This is a genomic window from Alloyangia pacifica (assembly GCF_003111685.1).
Lineage (GTDB): Bacteria > Pseudomonadota > Alphaproteobacteria > Rhodobacterales > Rhodobacteraceae > Salipiger > Salipiger pacificus_A.
Genome location: NZ_CP022191.1, coordinates 294,876 through 317,255 on the forward strand (window position 1 = coordinate 294,876; position 22,380 = coordinate 317,255).

Annotated in this window: 25 protein-coding genes; 9 read left to right on the plus strand and 16 right to left on the minus strand. The window is 65.3% G+C overall.

The annotated features are described in order from the left end of the window. Positions 1-2: 2 nt before the first annotated feature. The 3 genes from CEW88_RS20540 to CEW88_RS20550 are packed head-to-tail and all read left to right on the plus strand — an operon-like array spanning position 3 to position 2,261. Positions 3-335 carry a FliM/FliN family flagellar motor switch protein gene (locus tag CEW88_RS20540; protein ID WP_108970227.1) on the plus strand — a complete coding sequence of 111 codons (333 nt, stop codon included), beginning with the start codon at positions 3-5 and terminating at the stop codon, positions 333-335. Beyond that, positions 332-1,183: a flagellar type III secretion system pore protein FliP gene (gene fliP / locus CEW88_RS20545; protein WP_108970228.1), complete on the plus strand. Its 852-nt coding sequence runs from the start codon at positions 332-334 to the stop codon at positions 1,181-1,183. Before CEW88_RS20540 ends, fliP begins: the two co-directional genes overlap by 4 nt. 22 nt (positions 1,184-1,205) lie before the next feature. Further along, positions 1,206-2,261, plus strand: coding sequence for a flagellar motor switch protein FliG (locus tag CEW88_RS20550; RefSeq protein WP_108970229.1), 1,056 nt, complete (start codon positions 1,206-1,208; stop codon positions 2,259-2,261). An 18-nt stretch (positions 2,262-2,279) separates the two neighbouring features. Here the strand turns inward: CEW88_RS20550 and CEW88_RS20555 are convergent, their stop codons facing one another. The 7 genes from CEW88_RS20555 to CEW88_RS20585 form a co-directional block, all read right to left on the minus strand. After that, positions 2,280-3,101 (minus strand): DUF1217 domain-containing protein, encoded by an 822-nt coding sequence (locus tag CEW88_RS20555; protein WP_108970230.1) that lies wholly within the window; start codon positions 3,099-3,101, stop codon positions 2,280-2,282. Continuing rightward, complete coding sequence (locus tag CEW88_RS20560; RefSeq protein ID WP_108970231.1) at positions 3,098-3,532, minus strand: flagellar biosynthesis repressor FlbT; 435 nt, start codon at positions 3,530-3,532, stop codon at positions 3,098-3,100. Before CEW88_RS20560 ends, CEW88_RS20555 begins: the two co-directional genes overlap by 4 nt. Then, positions 3,501-3,938 carry a flagellar biosynthesis regulator FlaF gene (gene flaF / locus CEW88_RS20565; protein WP_108970232.1) on the minus strand — a complete coding sequence of 146 codons (438 nt, stop codon included), beginning with the start codon at positions 3,936-3,938 and terminating at the stop codon, positions 3,501-3,503. Before flaF ends, CEW88_RS20560 begins: the two co-directional genes overlap by 32 nt. 140 nt (positions 3,939-4,078) lie before the next feature. Next, the gene (locus CEW88_RS20570) at positions 4,079-4,921 is read right to left on the minus strand and encodes a flagellin (RefSeq protein WP_108970233.1); all 843 of its coding nucleotides are present in this window, start codon (positions 4,919-4,921) and stop codon (positions 4,079-4,081) included. 112 nt (positions 4,922-5,033) lie between these two features. Beyond that, positions 5,034-5,444 carry a hypothetical protein gene (locus tag CEW88_RS20575; RefSeq protein WP_108970234.1) on the minus strand — a complete coding sequence of 137 codons (411 nt, stop codon included), beginning with the start codon at positions 5,442-5,444 and terminating at the stop codon, positions 5,034-5,036. Then, positions 5,441-5,758: a rod-binding protein gene (locus tag CEW88_RS20580; protein WP_254694554.1), complete on the minus strand. Its 318-nt coding sequence runs from the start codon at positions 5,756-5,758 to the stop codon at positions 5,441-5,443. Before CEW88_RS20580 ends, CEW88_RS20575 begins: the two co-directional genes overlap by 4 nt. Positions 5,759-5,770: 12 nt before the next feature. Beyond that, positions 5,771-6,883, minus strand: coding sequence for a flagellar basal body P-ring protein FlgI (locus CEW88_RS20585; protein WP_108970235.1), 1,113 nt, complete (start codon positions 6,881-6,883; stop codon positions 5,771-5,773). A 181-nt stretch (positions 6,884-7,064) separates the two neighbouring features. On the opposite strand from CEW88_RS20585, the gene CEW88_RS20590 reads away from it, so the two are divergent. Continuing rightward, complete coding sequence (locus CEW88_RS20590) at positions 7,065-7,847, plus strand: response regulator transcription factor (protein ID WP_108970236.1); 783 nt, start codon at positions 7,065-7,067, stop codon at positions 7,845-7,847. On the opposite strand, the gene CEW88_RS20595 is transcribed toward CEW88_RS20590, so the two are convergent. The 4 genes from CEW88_RS20595 to CEW88_RS20610 all read right to left on the minus strand — a co-directional run bounded on the left by CEW88_RS20595 (position 7,815) and on the right by CEW88_RS20610 (position 13,651). Continuing rightward, complete coding sequence (locus tag CEW88_RS20595) at positions 7,815-8,873, minus strand: flagellin (protein WP_108970237.1); 1,059 nt, start codon at positions 8,871-8,873, stop codon at positions 7,815-7,817. The genes CEW88_RS20590 and CEW88_RS20595 overlap by 33 nt on opposite strands. Before the next feature lie 14 nt (positions 8,874-8,887). Continuing rightward, complete coding sequence (gene flgK / locus CEW88_RS20600; RefSeq protein ID WP_108970238.1) at positions 8,888-10,300, minus strand: flagellar hook-associated protein FlgK; 1,413 nt, start codon at positions 10,298-10,300, stop codon at positions 8,888-8,890. Positions 10,301-10,346: 46 nt separating this feature from the next. Further along, on the minus strand, positions 10,347-11,648 hold the full coding sequence (locus CEW88_RS20605; protein WP_108970239.1) for a flagellar hook protein FlgE: 1,302 nt from the start codon (positions 11,646-11,648) through the stop codon (positions 10,347-10,349). A gap of 155 nt (positions 11,649-11,803) precedes the next feature. Further along, on the minus strand, positions 11,804-13,651 hold the full coding sequence (locus CEW88_RS20610; RefSeq protein WP_159099693.1) for a hypothetical protein: 1,848 nt from the start codon (positions 13,649-13,651) through the stop codon (positions 11,804-11,806). A gap of 102 nt (positions 13,652-13,753) precedes the next feature. Here CEW88_RS20610 and flgF point away from each other — a divergent pair, with 102 nt between their 5' ends. The 5 genes from flgF (at position 13,754) to CEW88_RS20635 (ending at position 17,452) form a co-directional block, all read left to right on the plus strand. Then, positions 13,754-14,500, plus strand: coding sequence for a flagellar basal-body rod protein FlgF (gene flgF / locus CEW88_RS20615; protein WP_108970241.1), 747 nt, complete (start codon positions 13,754-13,756; stop codon positions 14,498-14,500). A 13-nt stretch (positions 14,501-14,513) separates the two neighbouring features. After that, a complete protein-coding gene (gene flgG, locus CEW88_RS20620) occupies positions 14,514-15,299 on the plus strand; it encodes a flagellar basal-body rod protein FlgG (RefSeq protein ID WP_108970242.1) in 786 nt (261 codons plus the stop codon). Between the two features lie 4 nt (positions 15,300-15,303). Next, positions 15,304-15,954, plus strand: a complete 651-nt coding sequence (gene flgA, locus CEW88_RS20625) for a flagellar basal body P-ring formation chaperone FlgA (protein WP_254694555.1) — start codon at positions 15,304-15,306, stop codon at positions 15,952-15,954. A 4-nt stretch (positions 15,955-15,958) separates the two neighbouring features. After that, entirely contained in the window at positions 15,959-16,723 is a 765-nt protein-coding gene (gene flgH, locus CEW88_RS20630; protein WP_108970243.1) for a flagellar basal body L-ring protein FlgH, read from the plus strand. An 84-nt stretch (positions 16,724-16,807) separates the two neighbouring features. Continuing rightward, the gene (locus CEW88_RS20635; RefSeq protein WP_108970244.1) at positions 16,808-17,452 is read left to right on the plus strand and encodes a hypothetical protein; all 645 of its coding nucleotides are present in this window, start codon (positions 16,808-16,810) and stop codon (positions 17,450-17,452) included. A 5-nt stretch (positions 17,453-17,457) separates the two neighbouring features. Here the strand turns inward: CEW88_RS20635 and CEW88_RS20640 are convergent, their stop codons facing one another. The 5 genes from CEW88_RS20640 to CEW88_RS20660 form a co-directional block, all read right to left on the minus strand. Beyond that, on the minus strand, positions 17,458-18,132 hold the full coding sequence (locus tag CEW88_RS20640; protein ID WP_108970245.1) for a flagellar hook assembly protein FlgD: 675 nt from the start codon (positions 18,130-18,132) through the stop codon (positions 17,458-17,460). 15 nt (positions 18,133-18,147) lie between these two features. After that, positions 18,148-19,269 (minus strand): flagellar hook-length control protein FliK, encoded by a 1,122-nt coding sequence (locus CEW88_RS20645; protein ID WP_108970246.1) that lies wholly within the window; start codon positions 19,267-19,269, stop codon positions 18,148-18,150. Positions 19,270-19,432: 163 nt separating this feature from the next. After that, the gene (locus CEW88_RS20650) at positions 19,433-20,182 is read right to left on the minus strand and encodes a sigma-70 family RNA polymerase sigma factor (protein WP_108970247.1); all 750 of its coding nucleotides are present in this window, start codon (positions 20,180-20,182) and stop codon (positions 19,433-19,435) included. 76 nt (positions 20,183-20,258) lie between these two features. Continuing rightward, on the minus strand, positions 20,259-21,038 hold the full coding sequence (locus tag CEW88_RS20655; RefSeq protein ID WP_108970248.1) for a hypothetical protein: 780 nt from the start codon (positions 21,036-21,038) through the stop codon (positions 20,259-20,261). A 328-nt stretch (positions 21,039-21,366) separates the two neighbouring features. After that, positions 21,367-22,374: a flagellar motor protein MotB gene (locus tag CEW88_RS20660; protein ID WP_108970249.1), complete on the minus strand. Its 1,008-nt coding sequence runs from the start codon at positions 22,372-22,374 to the stop codon at positions 21,367-21,369. Between the last annotated feature and the right edge of the window lie 6 nt (positions 22,375-22,380).

The window sequence follows — 22,380 nt, forward strand, 5'->3', positions numbered from 1 at the left end:
ACGTGACAGACGAGGCACAGACCGCGCAGACCGCAAAAGCGGAACCCGGAGGCGCCGCCGCGCCCAAGCCCGCCGATGGTGGGCAGGGCATCGACGCGATGCTGAACGTCGGGCTGAACGTGCAGATCGTGCTCGGGCAGACCCGCATGCCGATCGCGCAGCTGCTTAAGCTCAGCCGGGGCTCGATCATCGAACTGGACAAGAGCATCGGCCAACCGGTGGAGGTGATGATCAACGAGCGGCTGGTGGCCCGCGGCGATCTCGTGCGCCTGCCCGACGAACGGCTCGGCGTCTCGCTCATCGAGATCGTCAAGGACTACGTCTCCGAAGAATGAGCCTCCGGTCCGGCCAGTGGGGAGTTGCACTCACCTGCCTGCTTCTGGCGGCGGGGGGGCTGCTTGTGGCCGCGGGCCCGGCCCATGCGCAGGCGGCCGGCTCTGACCTTCTGGGCGCGATCGGCGACGCGTTGAGTTCCGCCCCCGCCGGATCGGACGAGCGTGCCTCGCTTTCGGGGCGCATCCTTCAGCTCATCGCGGCGATGACGGTGCTGTCGCTGGCCCCGGGACTGCTCGTCATCATGACCAGCTTCACCCGCTTCGTGATCGTCTTCTCGATGCTGCGATCGGCGCTGGGGCTCAACCAGACGCCGCCCAACATGGTGCTGACCTCCATGGCGCTGTTCATGACCTTCTTCGTCATGCAACCAGTGTTCGAGGACGCCTGGGAGGGCGGCGTGCAGCCGCTGATGGAGAACTCGATCACCGAGGAACAGGCGCTCGCGCGCATCGGACAGCCGTTCAAGAGCTTCATGTATGCCAACACCCGGGAAAAGGACCTGAGCCTGTTCCACGACATCGCCGCGCGCAGCGACGCCGGCGGCGCCGAGGTCGAGCCCGGCCCCCTGCCCGCCTCCGCCGAGGCCGTGGGCTGGCGCGAGCTGGTTCCGGCGTTCATGATCTCGGAGCTGCGCAGGGCCTTCTCGATCGGCTTCCTGATCTACCTGCCCTTCCTGGTGATCGACCTGATCGTCGCCTCGGTGCTGATGAGCGCGGGCATGATGATGCTGCCGCCGGTGCTGATCTCGCTGCCGTTCAAGGTCATCTTCTTCGTGCTGATCGACGGCTGGTACATGCTCGCCGGGAGCCTGATGGAAAGTTATCTGCCGCTCTCGGGAGCGGGCTGAAAGACATGATTGGAGCCGCCAGATGGCTGTAGCGAACGTTCAACGCACCACGACGAGCGATCCCGCCCCGCAGGCGCCGCGGCGCAAGCTCACCGGCCCGCAGAAAGCGGCGATCCTGTTTCTCTGCCTTGGCGAGAAGCGCGGCTCGGCGCTGATGCAGAAGCTCGACGACGACGAGATCCAGCGCGTCACCCGCGCCATGTCGGGCCTTGGCTCGATTGCGGCGCAGACGGTCGAGCAGGTGCTGGCGGATTTCGTCGAGGACATGACGAACGGCGGCGGCGTCGTCGGCTCCTTCGCGGTGGCCGAGAACCTGCTGCGCTCGCTGCTGCCCGGCGAGCAGGTCGAGGCCATCCTCAAGGACATCCGCGGCCCGCTGAAGGAGCGCGACCTCTGGGCCCGGTTCAGCGGCCTCTCGGAGAACGTCATCGCCAACTACCTCAAGGGCGAGCACGAGCAGACCATCGCGGCGATCCTCACCAACGTGAAGACAGATGTGGTCGCCAAGGTGCTGCCGCTCTTGGGGCCGGAGAAGATGAACAGCGTCGTCGAGCGGATGATCCGCATGGAGGCCGTGCCGCACCACATGATGCGGCAGATCGAGGAATCGCTGCAGAGCGACATCATCAATGCCGGCGCGCAGCCCACCGCCGCCGAGCAGCACCAGCGCATGGCGGATCTGTTCAACAAACTCGACCGCAGCGCCTTCGACGCCATGGCCCCCATTCTCGAGACCACGATCCCCGACGCATTCGCCTCGATCAAGGCGAAGATGTTCACCTTCGAGGACCTCGTGCGGCTCGAGCCGATGGACCTTGCGCGGATCATGCGCGGCGTGCCCGGCAACACGCTGCCCACCGCCCTGCGCGGCGCCAGCCAGGACGCGCGCGACGCCTTCCTCAACGCGCTGCCTGGTCGTTCGCGCGACATGCTGATCGAGGAGATGGAGAGCATGGGCCCCGTCCGCCGCCGCGACGTGAGCGCGGCGCAGGCGCTGATGCTCGACTACGCGCGCACGCTTGCCGATCAGGACCAGATCACCCTGCCGCTCGGCGACGACGACGACGAGATGTATTGACGACGGGAAGTCCGGGGTTCAGCGCGTCCTGTACCCGCTGAAGCCCTGGATCGCCTGGATATCGATGGTCACCGGCACGAAGCTGCCGGAGGAGCCGCTGGCGGCGCTGTTCATCAGCTGAATCGCGGCATTCGTGGAGCTGAAATCCGCAGTCGCATCGGTGATCGCGACGTATTTCTGCACAAGGCTTTCGACATACTCCGGATCACCCAGGCGGCCGATCTCGATGCGGCTGGCAATGAGCTGGGCCTGCTTGTCGATGTCCCCGCCCGCGATGGCATCGGGCAGCCCGAGCGCGGTGCGGGCGAACTCCGCAAGATCGCGATCCTTGAGCAGATCGAACACCGTCCTGACCTCGGCGGCCTTGCGGCGGAACTCGAGCACGGTGCCGAGCGCCTCGTTGTCCTCGGACTTGGCGTTGACGTAGGTGGTGTCGACATAGGCCGCCACGATCTTCGCCTTCCAGTCGTCGTCCGACGTATTGGAATTCGCCTTGCCGCCGTCGCTGAAACCCATGGCGTTGTAGAGGGTTTCGAAGCGGTCGTCGGTCAGCCGGTTGACCAGGGCGCCGCGGTCGTTGATGTCGCTCTGCAAGACCTTCTTCATCATGGCCTTGCCGAAGATCTGGTCCTCGAGGTCGTAGGCCTTCATCACGAAGCTGTAGAGCTGGTAGTCGCCGACGAGGTCGTCGACGCTCTCGACCTTCTCGATGTTCTCCATGAAGTAGTCGATGGCGCGCTTGTGCTCCGCCTCGTCCGGGATCATCGCGTGCTCTTTGTCCGCCGTCGCATCGACGATGCGAAGGGCGAGACCGGTGGACAGGCCAGCAACGGAAATCATGTCGGGATCCTCGGCAATTCGTCAGGGGACGTGGGATCGAGGCCCGCCGGGCCAAGCACTTCGAGCTCGCGCTTCATCAGCGGCCGCAGCTCGCGCAGCGCGGTGAAATACTCGCCCATGCTGACGTTGTTGGCAGCTTCGAACACATGCCTGGCCAGTTGCGGCGTGAACACCGTGGCCAGCTTCGCCAGCTGCTGCTGCGCCGACTTGGTCAGCGCGTCGCGGCGGTCCGGGTAAATCAGCGCGGACTGGATGAGGAAATAGGCCGCGCGCACGGGCGTGGCGGCGGCCTCGGGCTTCAGCAGGTCAGTCTCGCGGATGATGTCGGCACGGTTCTCGATGGTCAGCGTGGTCTTGCGCCCGCCGTTGCGCATCATGCAGCCGTTGACGACGATCCGTTCAAAGGGCTTGAGAGTAAGGTTGAGCGCCATCTTGTGCCATGCCTGTCGGGGCCGGGCGGGCAGCGGAGAGCCCGGCGAGAATGTTCCGGTTCACGTCGATCAGCGCCGGCAGGCCGGGGCCGCCGCCTAGGACCGTCGTGCTGGTGCGGTCGACCCAGAGCGAGATCGACAGAAGGTTGGCGCGCAGCGCCTCGGGCAGCGCGTTGCGCGAACTGGCGAGGTCGTCGCGCAGTTGCGACCAGAGCCGCTGGTTCTGCGCCAGCGCGTCGCGCAGACCGTCCGAGAGTACCGCGATCCGCGCGGACTTCTCGGGGGAGGCCGCCCAGGCCTCGACGTGCTGCTGCAGGGCGCCGGTGACGCGGGCGAAGACGCGGGCCTCGATCTGGCGCGGGGACTCGCTTTCGCGGATCGTGCGTTGATATGCGGAGATGCTCATTGCCGTTCCTGCCTCTGCTCCCCCGACGTGCTGCGGGGTGACGGTAAGCCGGGCCCGGTTCGTCCGAGGCTCCGACGGAAAGGGGGCGCCGATGGCGCCCCCCACTTATGCCATCAGAAGATGTGCCGCTTCCAGCGCTATTAGCGGAAGAGCGACAGAATGTTCTGCGGTGCGGAGTTGGCGATCGACAGCGACTGCGTGGCCAGCTGCTGCTGGACCTGCAGCGCCTGCAGACGCGCCGCTTCCTCTTCCATGTCGGCATCGACCATGGCGCCAACGCCGCTGTCGAGACGGTCAGTCAGGTTGTTCAGGAACGACTGTTGGGTCTCGATGGCCTTTTCGGAAACGCCAAGTGTGGTTGCGCCTGCAATCGCTTTATCAACCTCCGCCTGCGCGAGCCCGAGCGCGGCTTCAAATTCCGGTTGGCCAGCGGTCGAGGCAGTTATGGCCGTGGTTTGGTTTTCAAGCTCCGTAACGATATCCGAAAAGGCCTCGAACGTGAAAGTTTGGTTGGTGGTCTCAAGGCCACCAGTAGCGTTGCGGGTGACACCGGTCGTAATAACTTTGGCGCCACCCGCATCCAGAAGGTTCTCGCCGTTGAATACGGACTGAGCGATGATTGTCTTCATCTGCTCGGTCAAAGCCGTCAGTTCGGTTCCAACCGCCGCTTGATCGACACCTTCTTCCTGCGCGAAGGCGGCGCGATCCATGTAGTCCTTGGCGAGTTTGACGATTTCTTCGGCGCCCAGAGCTGCTGTCGAAATCGAGTTCTTTGCGAGGGTCAGGCCCTCGTTGATTGCGGTGTTCATCCCACTCTCAGCGCTCATCGTCGTCGAGATCTGGAAGTAAGACGCGTTGTCCTTGCCCGACTGAACCTTGAGGCCGGTCGAGATGCGGCTCTGCGTTTCTTCGAGGTTCTTGTTGATGCCGCGCAGGGTCGACAGCGCGTTCATCGCGCTCGCATTGGTATTGATGGAAGACATTGTATCTGCTCCGATTTCTATCGTTGTGCTTCGCCTTTCTGGCGAAAACGGTCCTGCCGTAGGCTATCCGTACCACGAGAGATTGGAGCGAGCGGTTAAAGGAAGGTTAACGCTAAACCGACTGATCGAAGCGTTGCGTCTGGGTAACGCATTGTGTCGATTTGGTGCCATCCTTGCCATAAACACCCCGCAAACTCTGGCGCTCGCGGATCCGGTCGATCTCTTTCGCCACCGCGCCGGTCGCCTCGGTCATCCGGCGCAGCAGCGCCAGGTCGCCGTGGATCAGCTCGCGCAGCTCCGACAGGCTCTCGCGCAGCTTCGCCGCCGCCGGGTCCTCGCCGCCGAGCAGCAGCTCGGGGTCGGCGAAGGCGGCCTCGATCTCGGCCAGCAGCTCCTGCTTGCGCGGAAAGAGCTGCTCGACGCGCGCCAGTTCGCCCTTGCCGATGGCGGCGATCTCCTCGCGCAGCAGGCGCGACAGCCGGTCGATCAGCGCATGGGCGCGGGGGCGGGTCATCTCGGTCATGTCTTGTCTCCACGGCGGGCGGCCCCATAGGCCGACATCGCCTGTTCCAGGTTGCGCGCGATGCCCGCGCCGCCCTGCTCTGCCAGCTCCTTGCCGAAGGCCTCGGCGAGGAAATAGCGCCAGTGCTCCTCGGCCTTGCCGCCGCCGAAATCGCCGAGATCCACTTCGCTCAGCATCTCGTTGACCATCTCGGTGAGGAACATCGCCTCGAATTCCTTGGCGGCGCTGGCCGGGGCGTCGGGCGCAACCATACCCGGCTGGGCGATCTGCGTGCCGGTGACCTGCAAGGCGGCCATGGAGCTCTTCACGTCCATCGGGTCTCTCCCCTAGATGATCTCAAGATCGGCATGCAGCGCGCCGGCAGCCTTGATCGCCTGCAGGATGGAAATCGTCTGCGTCGCGGTCAGCCCGATGGCGTTGAGCGCATCGACCAGCCGCTGCAGGCTGACGTCGGCGCCCTCGAGGATGGTGAAATGGGTTTCCTGCTCGTCCACCGCCACGGTGGTGCGCGGCACGACGACGGTGGTGCCGCCGATGGTGATCGGCTCGGGCTGGCTGACCTCGGGATCCTCGCGCACCATGACCGTAAGCCCGCCCTGGCTGACCGCCACGCGGTCGATCCGAACGTCCTCGCCGATGACGATGGTGCCCGAACGCGCGTCGATCACCACCTTGGCCACGGCATCGGGATCGACGCGGATGTTCTCGACGTCCGACAGGATGCCCGCCACGTCGCCCTTGCCCGCGCCATGCAGCGCGACCTCGACCGTGCCCGGATCGAGCGCGGTGGCGGTGTTGCTGCCCATGCGCTTGTTGATCGCCTCGGCCATGCGGGTCGCGGTGGTGAAATCGGGATTGCGCAGCGCGATGCGGATGGAGCTGAGCGAGGCGAGCGCGAATTCGACCTCGTTCTCGACCGTCGCGCCGTTCTCGATCCGCGCCACGGTCGGCACGCCCTCGACCACCGAGGCGGCCATGCCCTGCGCGGCGTAGCCTGCGACGGCGATCGGCCCCTGCGCCACGGCGTAAACCTCGCCATCGGCACCGGTCAGCGGAGTCACGATCAGCGTGCCGCCGCGCAGCGAGCTGGCATCCCCCAGAGAGGAGACCACCACGTCGATCGGCGAGCCGAGCCGGGCGAAGGGCGGCAGCATGGCGGTGACCATCACGGCGGCAGTGTTGCTGGTCTTGATCTGGTCGTCGGAGAGGTTGCCGACTCCGAGCCGCTCGAGCATCGCCTCGATGCTCTTCTCGGTGAAGGGGCTGTTGCGCAGGCTGTCGCCGGTACCGTTGAGTCCGACCACGAGGCCATAGCCGACAAGCTGGTTTTCCCGCACGCCTTCGAAGGTCGCGATATCCTTGATCCGGACATCCGACGAGGCGGGAAGCGCCACGAAGAGCGCCAAGCTGGCGGCGACGAGACAGGCTGCGATACGCATGGGACTCCTGGGTGCGGTCCGGTGTTTCAAGAATTAAACATCGTATCGCCAATTTCTTCAACGACATTTTCCAAACTAATCATGCTATCCTTGTGTATTGCTTGACCTGACAAAAATTTGTCCTCATGATCCGCCTATCCATCATGGATAATCAGTGACGGCCGGCTATCGGGAGAGCCTTGTGCATATCTATCTTTACGAGCCACGTTCAAACTCCTTCAGCGGCCTGCTCTCCGAACTGGATGCGGCGCAATGGCAGACCGTGGCCGTGGGTGACGATTTCTTCGAGCGCGAGCTCGGGCTGCTGAGCAGCGACGGCTACGCAGACCGGCCGGTGTTGCTGTCGGAGCAGCCGCGGACCGTCGAGCATATCTTCCGCCTCCGCAAGTCCGGCTGCCGCAACCCGATCCTCGTGCTGCGCGACCAGCGCGATCCCGAGGCGGCGATGGAAGCGCTGGATGCCGGCGCCGATGACGACATCGTCGGCCCGCTCACCGGTCCCGAACTGCGCGCGCGGGTAAATGCCATCACGCGGCGGTTCCACGGCCATGCGGCCGGATCGGTGCGGATCGGCGATATCACCGCCTATTTCGACGGCCGCGATCCCGACGTGGCCGGCACGCCCATGCGCCTGTCGCAGCGCGAGCTGGCGATCTTCCAGCAGATCGCGCTTGCGGCGCCCCGCGTGGTGTCGAAATCGGTGATCTACGACGCGGTCTACGGCATGGCCGAGGACCAGCCCTTCGACAAGGTGATCGACGTCTACATCTGCCGCATCCGCAAGAAGATCGAGGAAATGTCGCCTTCGGGCGATCCGCACATCCGCACGATCCGCGGGCGTGGCTACAAGCTGGCACCCGGCGCCGAAGCCGAAACTGAAGCCGGAGCCGGCAAGAAGGCCGAGACGGCGCGCCTCAGCCTCGCCGACCGGTCACATGTAGTTCAGAAAGCTCAGCTGGGATAGGCGCGCTGTGACCGTGTAGCTGGCCTCGAGCTGGGTCTGCAGCAGGGTCACGTTGCTTGCCGCCTCGTAGGCATCGACGCCGTCGAGCTCCATCAGGCGCGTCTTGTAGAGCACTGCCCGGTCCGCGATTTTTTCGTTCTCGGTCTCAAGACGCGCCGCGACGGTGGAAACCTGCGTCTCGGTCTCCAGCAGACCGGTCACGCCGCCGGACAGCGCCTTCACGGCGGCGCCCATCCATGTGTTGTAGGCTTCGCCGTCGCCGATCTCCGCCGGATCCTGCGCGACCAGCAGGATCAGTCCCTTGACCACCTGCCGGAAGGCTTCGTCGTCCGCCTGCACGCCATAGGCAACGCTGACACCATCCCCGAGGTTGGCGCGCTGCCGGGCATTGCCGACCGAGCCATTGTAGAACAGCGACTGGTAGTTCGTGGCGGGATCAGCGGCGGTGTCGGAGAAAATCGCGTCGATCTCTGCCAGAACCGCATCCGCGTCGGCGGCGGAGTTGAGCCCTCCTGACAGCAGACCTGCCAGCACGCCTTCCGGAGACAGGCCGCTGTCCGATTGCGCCTGCCCCCAGGGCTGAAGAGCACTGGTGACATTCACGGTACCCGAGAAGAGGCTCATGCCCGAATAGGCTTGCGCCGAATGGCCGATCAGCGCGTCGAGCGCGGCCCTGGCGGCGATCTGCACACCGGTGACGCCGTTTGCCGAATGCTCGGAATTGGCCACCGCGAGATCGAGCGCCTCCTGCACCGACTCGCGCATGGAGCCGAGCGCCTCTGTGGTCATCTCGATCCGCGACAACGTGAGCGCATTGGCGGCCGACTGCGCCTCGTCGCGATCGAGCCGGGCGTTGAGGCTGAGCGCCTCGGTCGCGCCGAGCCCGATCGACTTGTAGATGTCGCTCTTGTAGCCGGTCGACAGCTCCTGTTCGGCGCGCGACAGCGCGTTCGACAGTTCCGCATTCTGGTTCCGGCGCAGCAGGCTCGAGTAGAGCGTTGAGGCACCTTTGCTGAGGTAAATCATGGCGGGCTCCGGGATCAGAAGCTGTCGAGCAGCGTGTCGAGCATGGACATGACCGTGGTCATGACCTGCGCATTGGCGGAATAGGCCTGCTCGATGGCAACGAGCTGCTGCAGCTCGTCATCGACGTTGACCCCCATGAAGCCGAGGCGGGTTTCCTGCACCGTCATCGCGGCCGCGGCGTTGGTCTCGGCAGCGCTCTCGGCTCTTGCGCGGGTGGTGTTCTGACCCGAGATGAGGGCCGACATGTAGTCCGCGAGCGTGGCGGTGTCGCCAAGTCCAAGCGATCCGTCGAAGCTGGTCTTCGTTGCCATCCCATCGATGAACGCATTGAGCTGGGTCGTCTCGTTGCTCTCGCCCTCGACCGTCGCCGACATGCCGTTGCGCAGACGCCAGGCCGCGCCGCCCTCGTCGGGAACAACGGCACTGTTCACCGCGATCCGCGCGGCAAGCCCGGCGGTCACGGGGACGCTCAGCGCGGCCCCCGTATCGGTGAACAGCCCCGGCTCACCGGGCGCCAGAGAGGCATCGGCGCTTTCGAAGACGTCCACCAGGGCACGCGCCACCTCGTCGAGCTGCGCGCTCATCTCAGGGATCGTGTCGTTGTAGAGGGTGACTTGACCCGCGAGCGAGCCCTCGGCGATGCCGCGCACCCCGGCAACGCCGGGCGTGATGTCGACGCCGCCCGCGCTCAGCACGCCGGTCTGCGCATCGAAGTTGATCGACTGGGCCGCCTCTCCCTGCAGCAGCGCGGTGCCGCCGGTGGTGAAGATCTCCATTCGCCCCTTGGCATCGGTGCGCATGGTGAAATCCATCTTCTCCGCCAGCCCGTCAAGCGCCGCGGTGATCTTGTCCCCCAGCGCCAGCGTCTGGCCCTCGCTGAGCTTGCCGCTGGAGAGCTGCGCGTTCATCTCGGCCAGGTCGGCCAGCGTCGCGTTCACGCTGACGATGTCGTTCTGTGCCGAGGACAGCGCCTGCGCCCGCGCGTCCACCAGCGCGCCCGAGGCGGCGTTCAGGGACTGCGCAAGTTCCTGCGCCTCGCCCACCGCGACGAGCTGCAACGAGCTGTCCGCGGGGCTCGCCGCCATCAGCCCGAAGCTGTTCTGCAGGTCGGTGAGCCGGGTGAGCAGTGTGACGTCGGACTCGGTGTTGCTCAGTTGCGATGCATAGAGCGACAGGCCCGTCGCGATCGCGTCCTGGGTTGCGGTGCGCGAGACCTCGAGCCGGTACATGCTGTCGAGCGAGGTGTTCACCGCCTGGGTGATCTCGCTGATCGTGACCCCACCCTGATTGCCCGACACGATGGTCGGATCGCGCCGCGAATAAGAGGCGTTGTTGGCATTGGCGATGTTGTTCGAGGTCGTCTGCGCCCAGCGGGAGGTGACGCTCATCCCGCTGCGTGCCGCGTTGAGGGCCGCGGAAAGGCTCATGGTGCGATCCTATATGCCAAGTCTGTCACCCGGTTCCGCCCGGGGCTCAGCGCTTGAGATTGACGGTTTCGTTCAGCATCTCGTCGGCGGTCGTGATGATCTTCGCGTTAGAGGAATAGGCGCGCTGACGCTGGATGAGGCTGGTGAGTTCCTGCGCGATGTCGACGTTCGAGCCCTCGATTCCGCCCGAGGTGAGCGAGCCGGTCTCGCCGGTGCCCGACGCACCGAGATAGAAATCGCCGGACTCGCCCGACACCTGGAAGGTCGAGTTGTTCGAGGTCGCAAGCCCGTTGGCGTTGGCGAAGGTTGCCAGCGGCACCGAGTAGAGCGGCTTGCGGGTGCCGTTGTCGAAGATGCCCCAAACGTCGCCGGATTCGTCGAATTCGACGCTGGTCAGCACGCCGCTCTCGCTGCCGTCGGCATCGACCTTCATCGGCGTGTAATCCCCGGCGAACTGGGTCAGCCCGTCGAAGGCGCCAGGCGCGCCAAGCGACATGGTCATGGTCTGCGGCGTGGTGCCATTGTTGATCGTCAGGCTCACCTCACCGGTGGCCACATCGAAGGCGAAGCCCGCGGGCGCCGTCGCCAGCGAGGTCACGTTGGTGTAGCTCGCCGGCGAACCCGCATTGGGGCCGCTGTTGTTGAAGGTCATCGTGACGCTGCCGTAGTCACCGCCGGGGCCCGAGATGGTGACGTCCCAGGTGTCATCGGCGGCGGTTGGCTGGAAGGAGAGCGTCAGCCGGTCCGCCTCGCCGAGATCGTTGTAGAACTCGACCGAGGTGGTAAACGCGCTCCCCGGCGTGGCGAGGCCGGTCTCCTGCGAGGGCAGCGTGCCGCTGATCCCGATGGCCCCCGTGGCCGAGCCGTTGATCGACTGGCTGGCGACGTTGATCGGCTCGAGATCGGCAAAGCTGGACCGGTCCACCGCGCCAAGCTCTCCATCGGCACCATAGGCAAAGCCCATCAGGTAGAGCCCGGCGCCATTCACCAGGTTGCCTTTCTCATCCGGCGCGAAGCTGCCGTCGCGGGTAAACATGTTGCCCGTCGTGTAGCCCGCGTCGATGTTCGAGTTGACCACGAAGAAGCCGCTGCCGTTGATCGTCAGGTTCGACGCGACCGAGGTTTCCTGAAAGGTCCCCTCGGTGGTGTTCGAATGGGTGATCGTCGTCGCCACACCGGCAGAGGTGCTGCCGGTGGCGGCGGTCGAACCCGAGGTGATCATTTGCGCGAAGCTGCGGCGATAGCCTGCCGTATCCGCGTTCGCAATATTGTTGGAAATGCGTTCAACCGCATTGGAGTTCGCCGTGAGGCCACTGACCCCGGCCGCCATCGCGCTGGAAATGCTCATGTCCGTCTCGCCCTGTTGGTCGCAGTTGAACTTTTACTGACTGGTCACATAGGCGAACCAGGTTTCACCATGGTTAAATCCGCCTTTACTTGTATTAATTTCAGCGAGAGCCCGCCGAATCTTGACTGATCTTGCGAGGTGTTTAGATCCCTCGATCAATTGAGGTTCCCCGTCTCCGGCAGGCTGTCGAGCGTCTGCTGCGCCTTGTCGATCCGCGCTCGCGCGGTTTCCTCGCGCAACGGCAGCAGCGCCGGCGCCGGCTCGGTCAACCCGCGCGCGATCTCGGCCCAGCCCGGCAGTTCGGTCAGGCTCGGAAAGGTCTCCGCAAGCTCGGCTGCCCGGGCATTGTCGCCACTGCGGTGCGCGGCCAGCAGGTAGCGGATCGCGTCCGGCAGCGGCAGCGCACTGCCCTCGCGCGCATGCAGCGTCCCGTAGGCCGTGGCCGCCGGAGCCCAGTCCCCCCGCTCAAAACGCGCCAGCGCCCGCAGGCGCAGGATCTGCGTGGTTTCACCCCGCTCGTCCGTGTCGGCCAGCAGCTCGGCACTCTGTCCCGTCTCATCGAAGTAGCGGGCCGAAACCAGATCGAAACGGTGTTTCAGATCCGGATCAGACAACGTGATCGGCTGCAGGAGCAGCGTGCCCAGAGCCTCGAACTGGCCGCCCGCCAGCAAAGTCTCGGCTTCCTTCACTTTGAGGCGCGCCAATTGCCCATCTTCCGCGGTGGTGATGCCCAAGTCCTGTGCCGCCGTGAGGTAGTCGTGTGTGGTGGCATATTCTTCGGCGGCAACCTTGGTTGCTCCGGCTTTTCGGAAGGTGTCGGCAAACATCTCCGAAGCCAGCGCGAAACCCTGCGTGAAGCGGAAGTAGCGCGAAATGCGCGTGTGATCCGCCATGAAGTCGCCGAGGGAGATCTCTCCCTCCGAGCCCTTGCGATAGAGGTCTTCTATCAGCGCCCGCGCCTTCTGATGCGCGGCGGCCGCCTGCGGCGTGCCGGCGCGGCGCGACACCAGAAGCCCGTAGGTCTCGATCGCCTCGACCTTGCGCCCGGCGATGACCTGCAGCGACGCCAGCTCGTCGAGCACCTCTCCCGAGGAGTCGTCGCCCCGCCACATCTCGGACTCCAGTTCGAGCAACTGGATCGCCTCGCCGGTCGAGAGCGCATCTCGCCTTAGACCCAGCGAGACCAGCGCCCGCCGCGCGCGGTGCGCCCACACATCCCGACCCGAGATCACATGCGCGTAGCTGTCGAAGGCGGCCAGCGGCTTGTCGACCGTCTCGGCCACGGACCCAAGCAGGTAGTAATAGGCGGCTCCGCCCTTCAGCTCGGGGTAGTCATCAAAGGATGCCGCCAGATCGCGCGCGAGGCGCCATTGCCCGGTCTGGATGGCGCATTCGAGCAGCCCCGGCAGCACCCGCGCCCGCACCGGCGAGGGGAAACGCGCAAGGCGCGCAACGGCGCGCGCCAGCAGCGGCCCAGCTTCTGTGCAGCTTCCGTCGCGGATGTGCGAAAGGGCAAGGAAAAGCGGCTGATCGGGCCAGCCGTCGTGCCCCGGACCGAGCAGCGCTGCCGCGCGGTCGGTCAACGGGCGGCGGCGCTCATCGATCAGGCCGAGCGCCAGTTCGAACGCACGCGCCCGCAACTCGTGCGCCAGCGGCACCCCCTCGCCGCGCACGGCACTCAGCACCGAAAGACCTTCGGGGGCCATCGCATGAGCGAAGAAGAACTCGGCGAGATCGGTCAGGGCGCGGGCAAGGTCGGGCTGACGGTCCTCCGCCGCGATCACCGCATCCATGAGATGCGCGCGCTCCTCGAGAAAGGGCTGACCGGCGCGGGCACCAAGATAGAGCGCGGGCGGGTCGATCACCCGCGGCTCGGCCAAGACTGCCGGGGTGACCTGGGCGATCTGCGCGGGGCTGGCGCGCTCGGCGAGCGCCGGGCAGCCGCAGAGGACCAGCGCCACCACCGCCGCCTGCCGCCCCACCCATGCGCAAGAATAGACCACCGATCACGCCCGCCTTATCATCATAATGCTTGCGTTATCTTAGCAAAACCCGCATCATCAGCAAGAAAAGAATGATCGAGCAAATATTGACGGGCAATTTGCATGGATAATTCGATTTACGTCGCACTCTCCCGGCTCACCGCTCTCGAGCGGCAGATGGACGTGACCTCGAACAACATCGCCAATGCCAATTCGACCGGCTTCAAGGCCGAGCGGGTGTTGTTCGAGACCTATCTCCAGCAGGACGACGCGGCGCTGGCCGGCGACGGCACCAACTATGTGCTCGACCGCGGCTCCTACGTCGACAACAGCTCGGGCGCGATCATGCCCACCGGCAATGCGCTCGACCTCGCGCTGAGCGGAGAGGGCTGGTTCGCCTACCAGACCGCGCAGGGACAGACCGCCTTCGGCCGTGACGGAGCCTTCGTGCTCGATGCCGAGGGCCGGGTGATCACCGCCAGCGGCGCGCAGGTGCTGGATGCGGGCGGCGCACCGATGGTGCTGCCGCCGGCGCAGGCCTCGACGGTCAGCATCTCCAATGACGGGGTGATCTCGGATGCCGAAGGTGCCGTTCTGGGACAGATCGGAGTTTTCACCCTGCCCGACCGGCAGAGCCTCGGGCGCTCGGGCGGCGGCATGTTCGTGCCGCAGGACGGCAATGGCGGGCTGCTGCCAGACGAGAGCGGAACCCAGATCATCCAGGGCGCCGTCGAGATGAGCAACGTTCAGGCGGTGACCGAGGTCACCCGGCTGATCGAGATCCAGCAAGCCTATCAGCAGTCGCTGAACCTGGTGCAATCGGATGACGAGCTGAAAAAGGACATGCTGAGCCGGATCCGGAACAGCTGAGGAAGGGACGACCATGAAGGCACTCGGAATCGCCGCAACCGGCATGATGGCACAGCAGACCAACGTCGATGTCATCTCCAACAACATCGCCAACGCCAATACCACGGGCTTCAAGGCCTCGCGGGCGAGCTTCACCGACCTCATCTACGAGAACATCACCCGCGAGGGCGCGGTGACCGCCGAGGAGGGCAATACCCGCCCCACCGGCCTCGACATCGGCCTGGGTGTGCGCACCGCGGGCACCGTACGGCTCAACACCCAAGGCGGCCTGGCGCAGACCGAGAACCAGCTCGACATGGCGATCGACGGGCGCGGCTATTTCACCGTGAACATGCCCGACGGCAGCCAGGCCTACACCCGCGACGGCTCGTTCCGCCTGTCGGCCGAGGGGCAGATCGTCAACGAACAGGGCTACGAGATCGACCCGGGGATCGTGCTGCCCGACGACACGGTCTCGATCTCGATCAGCGAAACCGGCATCGTCAGCGCCTACACCGGCAATGACACAACCCCTGTCGAGGTGGGCCAACTCACCCTGACCACCTTCGTCAATGATGCCGGCATGCGCCCGCTGGGCAACAACATGCTGCAGGCGACAGTGGCCTCCGGCGATCCGATCCCCGCAGTACCCGGCGACGAGGGCGTCGGTATCCTGCGCCAGGGGTACCTCGAAAGCTCGAACGTCGACATCATCCGGCAGATCACCGACCTCATCCAGGCGCAGCGCGCCTACGAGATGAACTCCAAGGCCATCGAGACCGCCGATCAGATGATGTCCGCCGCGAACCAGATCCGCTGAGCCCATGCGCTGCCTCGCTGCCCTCCTCGCCGCGCTGATGCTGGCGCCGCTTTCTGCACACGCCGAAACGCCCGACGTGCTCATCGAAGAGCAGGCCCGGATGAGCTGGGCAGAGTCGCTTCCGGCCGAGGCGAACCTGCGCGTGCGGTTCAAGGGCGCGATGATCGACGAGGCCGAGACAATTTCGGCCTTCTGGATGGATCGTGACAGCGGCCAGTTCCTTGCCAACGCGGTGACCGAAGACGGGGTGACGCACCGCCTGCAGGGCTTCATCATCGCCACGCGCAGCCTGCCCGTGCCCACCCGCCGGCTGATGCCCGGCGACCTGATCGGCGCGCAGGACATCAAGAGCGTCGAAATGCCGCTGAGCCGGGTCGGCGCCTTCACCGTGGTCGACGAGGAAAAGCTTGCCGGCATGCAGGTGCGCCGGATGCTGGCGCAGGGACGGCCGGTGATGACCCAATCCGTGATGCAGCCGCTGGTCGTCGGCCGCGGCGACAAGGTGAACATTCTCTACGACGATGGCCGGCTGGTGGTGACCGCCCCGGGCCGCGCGCTCACCGATGCCCACCGCGGGCAGGAAATCCGCATCGTCAATCTCGTCAGCAATACCCCCTCGTCGCCATCGCGCGCGAGGCGGGCCTCGTGGAGGTGATCCGATGACCCCGCTCCGCCATGGCCTGATGGCCGCCTCTGCCCTTGCCCTGCTGGCGGGTTGCAGCACCCCGGCCTTCGACCGCGAGCCCGAGGTGAGCCGCGTCGGGATCGACCCCGAGACGCTGGCCGAAGCGCGCAGCGTGAACATTCCGATGCCGCCGCCCAAGCCCGACCGCATACCCTACCGCGCAGAAGGTGCGTCGCTCTGGGAACGAGGGTCGTCGGGCTTCTTCGGGGATCAGCGGGCAACGCAGATCGGTGACATCCTGACCATCCTCGTCGAAATCGAGGACGAAGCGTCGCTCAGCAATGAATCGGACCGCAGCCGCACCGGCGGCTCGACCTTGGGTTTCCCCAGTTTCTTCGGCTATGGCAGCCAGATCGACAAGATCCTGCCCGGCGTCGGCCCCGAGGATCTGCCATCGGGAGACAACATCGTCGATATCACCTCAACCACCGGCGCCTCCGGCTCCGGCAGCATCGACCGCGAAGAGAGCATAAGCCTCCGCATGGCGGCGCTCGTCGTGCAGGAGCTGCCCAACGGCAATTTCGTCGTCGCTGGCCGGCAGGAGGTCAAGGTCAACGAGGAACTGCGCGAGCTGCGCGTCACCGGCATCATCCGGCCGCAGGACATCGATCGTACGAATGCCATTCCCTACGACAAGATCGCCGAGGCGCGCATCTCCTACGGTGGCCGCGGCTCGGTCAGCCGGCAGCAGACGCGCGGTTACGGCGAGGACGTGATGGACGTTATTTTGCCTTATTGAACTAAATCGCGCCCTTATTTGAAGAAACTATCGCCCGAATCTTACGTCACTACGGACCCTGACAGAGAAACTGCGGGATTCGTTATGAAGAAATCATACATCGCCCTGGCCGCCCTGCCGCTCGTCTTCGGAGCGCTTGGCTACGCTGCCGGCCACATGATGGCGCCCGCTGCGACCGCGCCGGTCAAAACCAAAGCGGAAGCCGTCGAGCCTGCGGCAGCCAAACAGATCCTCGACGATCTGGCGACCAAAGGGCCGAAGCACGTCCCCACGCCCGAGGATGACACCGAGATTGCGCAGCCGTTGCCGCACGAGCATGCCCGCAACGGTGGTCACCCCGAGACCGAGATCTCCCACGAGCCCGCTGACACCGCGGGCATCCTGACCAAAGATCGGATGGACGATTCCAGCATCGTGTCGCTTGGCAAGATCTCGGTGCCGGTCTACCGCGCCTCCAGCATTACCTACGTGGTCTCGGAAGTCGGTGTCGCCATGCGCGACGTACCCACCGCAGTCAACTTCAACATCGCCGAGAACGCTTCGCGCCTGCGCGACGCGATCCTGACCTCGATGCACCGCGCCGCGGATGGCAACACCATGAAGGGTGTGAACATCGACACCGGCGTGCTGTCGCGCGAGCTGTCTGCGGACCTGAAAAAAGACTTCGGAGACGATGTCTCCGAAGTCCTGTTCCTGTCGCTCGTGAAGGCCGACGTGCCGCGCAGCTGAGCTGCTCAGATGATTTCCTCGATGAGGCCCGCAAGCACGGTCTCGCCGTTCTCCAGGTGGAGCGTGGCGAGGCCGTTTTCGTAGGTCATGCTCTGCACCTTGAGCGGCGCATAGGTCTGCGAGGCGATCGTGGTACCTTCGGAATCCAACGCCTCGAGCTTCATCTTATAGTTGCCAGCCGGCAGCGGCAGCCCCTCGTAGTCGAGCCCATCCCAGACCACCGTGTGGCGCGCCCCGGCGCTGGTGTCGAGCCCGGTGTAGCTGCGCAGCACGGTGCCATCCTCTGCAGTCACCGTCAGCGTCGCAGTCGCGGCCTCGGCAGCCAGGACGTAGGACATCTCGGCGGAGCCGCCGTCCTCGCCCAGCGTCACCCCCTCCGTAGCGGTCACCACCGAGCGGCCGACCAGCGACAGGCCGGTGATGGCCCCCATCGACGCCAGCTGGTCGGAGATGCCCTCGAGGTTGGAGTTGGTCGCAACCGACTGCTCTACCTGGCTGAGTTGCGCGAGCTGCGAGATGAAGGTGGTGCTGTCCATCGGCTCCAGCGGGTTCTGGTTCTGGATCTGCGCGGTAAGCAGGGTGATGAAGCTCTCGTAGTCCTCAGAGAGCTGGCTCATCGAGCTGCTTGCGGAACTGGTGGTCGTGCTGACGCTGGTCGTGCCGAACGGATCAATGGCCATCGAGATAGGTCCCCGTCAAATGCTGATGTCCACGCTGCCCTCGGGCAGCAGGCGTGAGTGCGTTACTGCGCCGTCGAGGCTCGATGCCTCGGTGCTGACGCTGCCGTAAGTCGTGTAACCGCCCGTGCGGGCGCCGTCGTGGTTTTGGCCGGAGTGCTGAGAGCCTCCCTGCGCCCCCATGTCAGAGAAGCTGAGCGCGCCATCCTCGACCGCATGCCCGGCGTCGCGCAGCAGGGCCAGAAGCGCGTCGCGGTCGGAGCGCAGCGAGGACAGCACCGCCGCCTGATCGGCGCGCACGACGACCTGCAGCTTGCCCGCCTCGTCTGGCGTCAGCGATATCTCGACCTTGCCCAGTCCCTCGGGCTTGAGTTCGACGTTGATCTCTCCCTCGGCGTTGGCGCTGGCGCGGATTTGACCCAGCACGTCTTGCCCCTGCACCGCCAGTTGCGGCGACGTACCAGCCACCTGCGCGGCGACAAGGCCGCTCGCGGCAAGCGGCGTCGCGGAGACCGGCGTCGCGGAGACCGGCGCAAGCGGCATGGCTTGCATGTGCGATGCCGCGCCCTCCGCCGGCTGGGCGGCCACCCGGGCAGCCGTTGTTCCCGCCGCCAGCACCTGAACCGCTGCCCGCTGCCCGTCCGAGGTCTCGCCATCGGTCTGCGGCACCTTTTCGGCGATCCCCCGCAACTCAGCCGCAGGATGCCTGATTTCCTCTGGCAACCTCGACCCCGCCACGCCTTCCTCTGCGGGCTGGCCGCGCAGGGGAAGCGACAGAAGCTGCCCCAACCCGGAGGCGGCCGGACCGAGCGGCTGCGCGACCTCTTCGGCCACGAGAATGGCCTGGCCCAAGAGCGCTGCCAGCGCGGCGGGTTCGCCCTCGATCTCATCGGCTCCGCCCAGCAACGCCTGAAGGTCTGCCAGCCCCTCGGAGAGGTCACGCCAGGACATCTCGTCCGCCGCGCCCTCGCTCCCAAAGCTCGCAGAGAGATCGGCAACCATTGCTTCGGCGCGCTCCAGCAGCGCCGGATCGCCGGCCAAAGCTGTGCCGAGCTGCGCGATCAGCGGGCCGACAATGGCCGTGATCTCTTCCTCGGACAGGTCTGGATCGGCCAGCGCCGCCGCGGCGTCGGCGAGCATGTCACCGAGCTCGCCGGACCCTGCCCCATCGCCTTCCGCCGGAGGCGCGTCATCCCCCCCAAGAGCGCGAGAAGGCCGGCGAAGGGTGTCTCCCCTTCCGCCGGCTTTTCCGCCGTGGCGCCATTCGTGGCTCCCGCGCCGCCGAATGCGCCGAGAATATTGATCATGTCAGCACTGCTCGCGAGAAGCCCCTGTCTATGAGATTGCGCCTCAGCCGCAGCATGGCGCGCTTTTCAACCTGCCGCAGGCGGTCCTGCGACACCCCGAGATCCCGGGCAATGCTGCCGAAGGGCTCGGGATCTGCCTGCAGGCGCCTGCGCCGGATCACCGCGGCTTCTTCCGGGGTCATCGGCTCCAGCGCCTCGGCCAGCAGGCGTGTCAGCATGGCCCGCTCGCTCTCTTGCGTGACCAGCTCTTCCGGGCCCGGCTCGCCCGATACGAGAATGTCCCGCGGGCGCCCATCCTCTTCGTCGTCACCGCCGTCGAGCGCGATGATCCCATGGGTAGCCATACGGATCCGGGCGCGTTCCTCATCCGAGAGCTTGCCGGTCTGGGCATCGAGATAGGTGCGTGCCGGGATATCGATCACCGCCTTGATCCGCGCCAGCGCGCTGGAAATGCCGTTCATCACCCACCAGGCCGCATAGGTCGAGAAGCGCACCTCCTGCTGACGGTCGAAACAGTCGGCGGCCTTGATCAGACCGAGAATTCCCTCGGCCGCCAGGTCCTCGAGATGCACCGGGTTGTCGGTGAACCGCGCGGCCTGGGACCACGCCTGCCGCGCGTGCGAGCGCAGCAGCAACTCAAGGGCCTTGCGGTCCCCGCTGTCTTGCCAATCGCAGATGGCGGTCCGTTCCTGCTCTACGTCAAGAAATGGCTCGCGCATGGCTGCCTGGTACGTCATGGACATCATGAAGAAACGCCCAACTCATTCTTGCCTGCAAGAACAAGTAAACACAGTTCTTCAACCTTCGGAAGAATATAATGATTTACTGAAGGTTAAACCGTGCAGCCAAGTTGCTCTTCAGCGGCGCGTCTTCGCGCTCGGGCGCCCCCATGACGGCGCGCAGCATGATCTCGGTCCGCGCCGCCCACTCGCTCAGCCGGAGCGGTGCATCCGAGACGCTCAGCAAGTCCTCGGGTACGAGCAGAGGGTCGGGCGAGCTGAAGCCTGGGTCGAGATCCGCGAGATAAACCGCAAGCTGCCGCTGCCAGAGGAAATCGGAGCGCATAAACAGCATGGGATCGGGCAGCAGCGGGCGTCGCTCGGCAAGCCAGTGACGCGACAGGCACCGACCGAGCCCACGGCAGAAGCCCTGCGGATCCACGTCATGCCGCTCTAGAACCAGCGTCGCGGCCCGGCGCATCGCGGCGTGGGCCATGATATAGAGCGCGTCGGTCTCGTGCTCCATCGGCACACCGCCAAGGCTCTGGGCCAAAACCAGCGCCTCACCCACGGTCTCGCCAAGCAACTGTGAGAATGGGATTTCGCCTTCCGGCAACATCACCACCATCGTGCCATAAGGCAAGTCGAGCGGCAGCTCTTCGACAAGCACGTCGCCAAGCGGCAGAGCGGGGGCCAGTTCCAGCTCGTCGGCCATGACCAGCGGCCGCGCACAGCCGCCCTTTGCGATCAGGATAACCACCTGGACCGGCAGGATCGAGGAAAGCGCCGCACGAAACCGCAAGCCGAAGCCCGTGTCGGGCAGCGCCACGCCGTTCCGCCAGATCAACCGAAGTACATCCCCGCCACGCATCTGCTTACCCATGCCCCAAGTGAGTCATTTCCCCAGGACATACAGTAAATTTTGAGCGGATATCCGCAAACCCACCAAATGTTAATGGTTCCGCCAGATGTAGGGGGGTTGAACTTTCCAAGCCCTACATCCTGACAGGAGAGTCGCCCCTCGAAGGCCCTGTGTTTGCAGGGGTTCCCGGCGCCGAAACAGACCGAGCCAAAGCGCCAAACCGAAGTCCACACCCTCTGACTTATCTTTACATAGCTCGAATTAGGTGTGGATATGCAGGAGGGTGCTGCAAACAGGACACTAAATGTGGTGAGTTATTAGGTCATATTTCCGAACGCCGCGACGTCGCTCAGGGCTGCGTATCCTGCGGATACTGCAATGTGACGCTGATGCGGCGGTTTTCCGGGGCCAGCGGGTGCTCCGGGTCCAGTGGAACCGTATCAGCAAGGCCGGAAATACGGGTGATCCGGGTCGGGTTCACCCCGGTATCAACCAACACGCGCCGCGTGGCATTGGCGCGGTCGGCCGAAAGCTCCCAGTTGGAATAGGTTCCCGCCCGCGCGTAGGGCACCGAGTCTGTGTGCCCGGAAATCGAGATCTCGTTCGGCAGGTCGACGATGGCCTCGGCAACGATGCGCAGCAGGTCGCGCGTCCGCTCCTCGATCCGGGCACTGCCGGTCGCGAACATCGAGGTACTGTTCTTGTCGACGATCTGGATCTCGAGCCCGTCCGCAGTGCGTTCGAACAGCAGGTTGTCAATCATGGCCTCGAGCTTGGGATCCTCGGTGACGCGGTCAGTGATCGACTGCTCGAGACGGGTCTGCGTCTCCTGCCACTCCTGCTCGGCACGTTCGAGTTGCTCTGCCTCGGCCTCCGAATCCGCGGCGGCCTGCGCCGCGGCGGCACCATCGGCGACCCCGTTCTCGCCTGTGTTGATCGTCTGGCTGTCCTGCGTGCCGTCGGGACGCGAGTCGAATTCCACGACGACCCGCGAGTCCGGGTCGCGCAGGCGGCTGTCGAAAACCGCCAGCGGGTTCTCCTGGCCGAAGCTCGGCAGTTGCACAGGGCTCTGCGGGCCGTCGGTGCCGCTCATTACGCCATCCTGGCCCAGCACCGTGCCGTCGAGCAACCCATCTCCGCGCCCGCCGGACTCGGAGAGCGAGGGGGTGAAATAGTCGGCAAGTCCGCGCAGTTTTTCCTCGTCGGAGGCGGCAAGGATCCAGAGCAGCAGGAAGAAGGCCATCATCGCCGTCATGAAGTCGGCATAGGCGACCTTCCAAGCGCCGCCGTGATGCCCGTGACCGCCGGTCTCCTCGATCCTCTTGATGATGACCGACTGCTCGTTCGTGCCTGCCATGCGCTG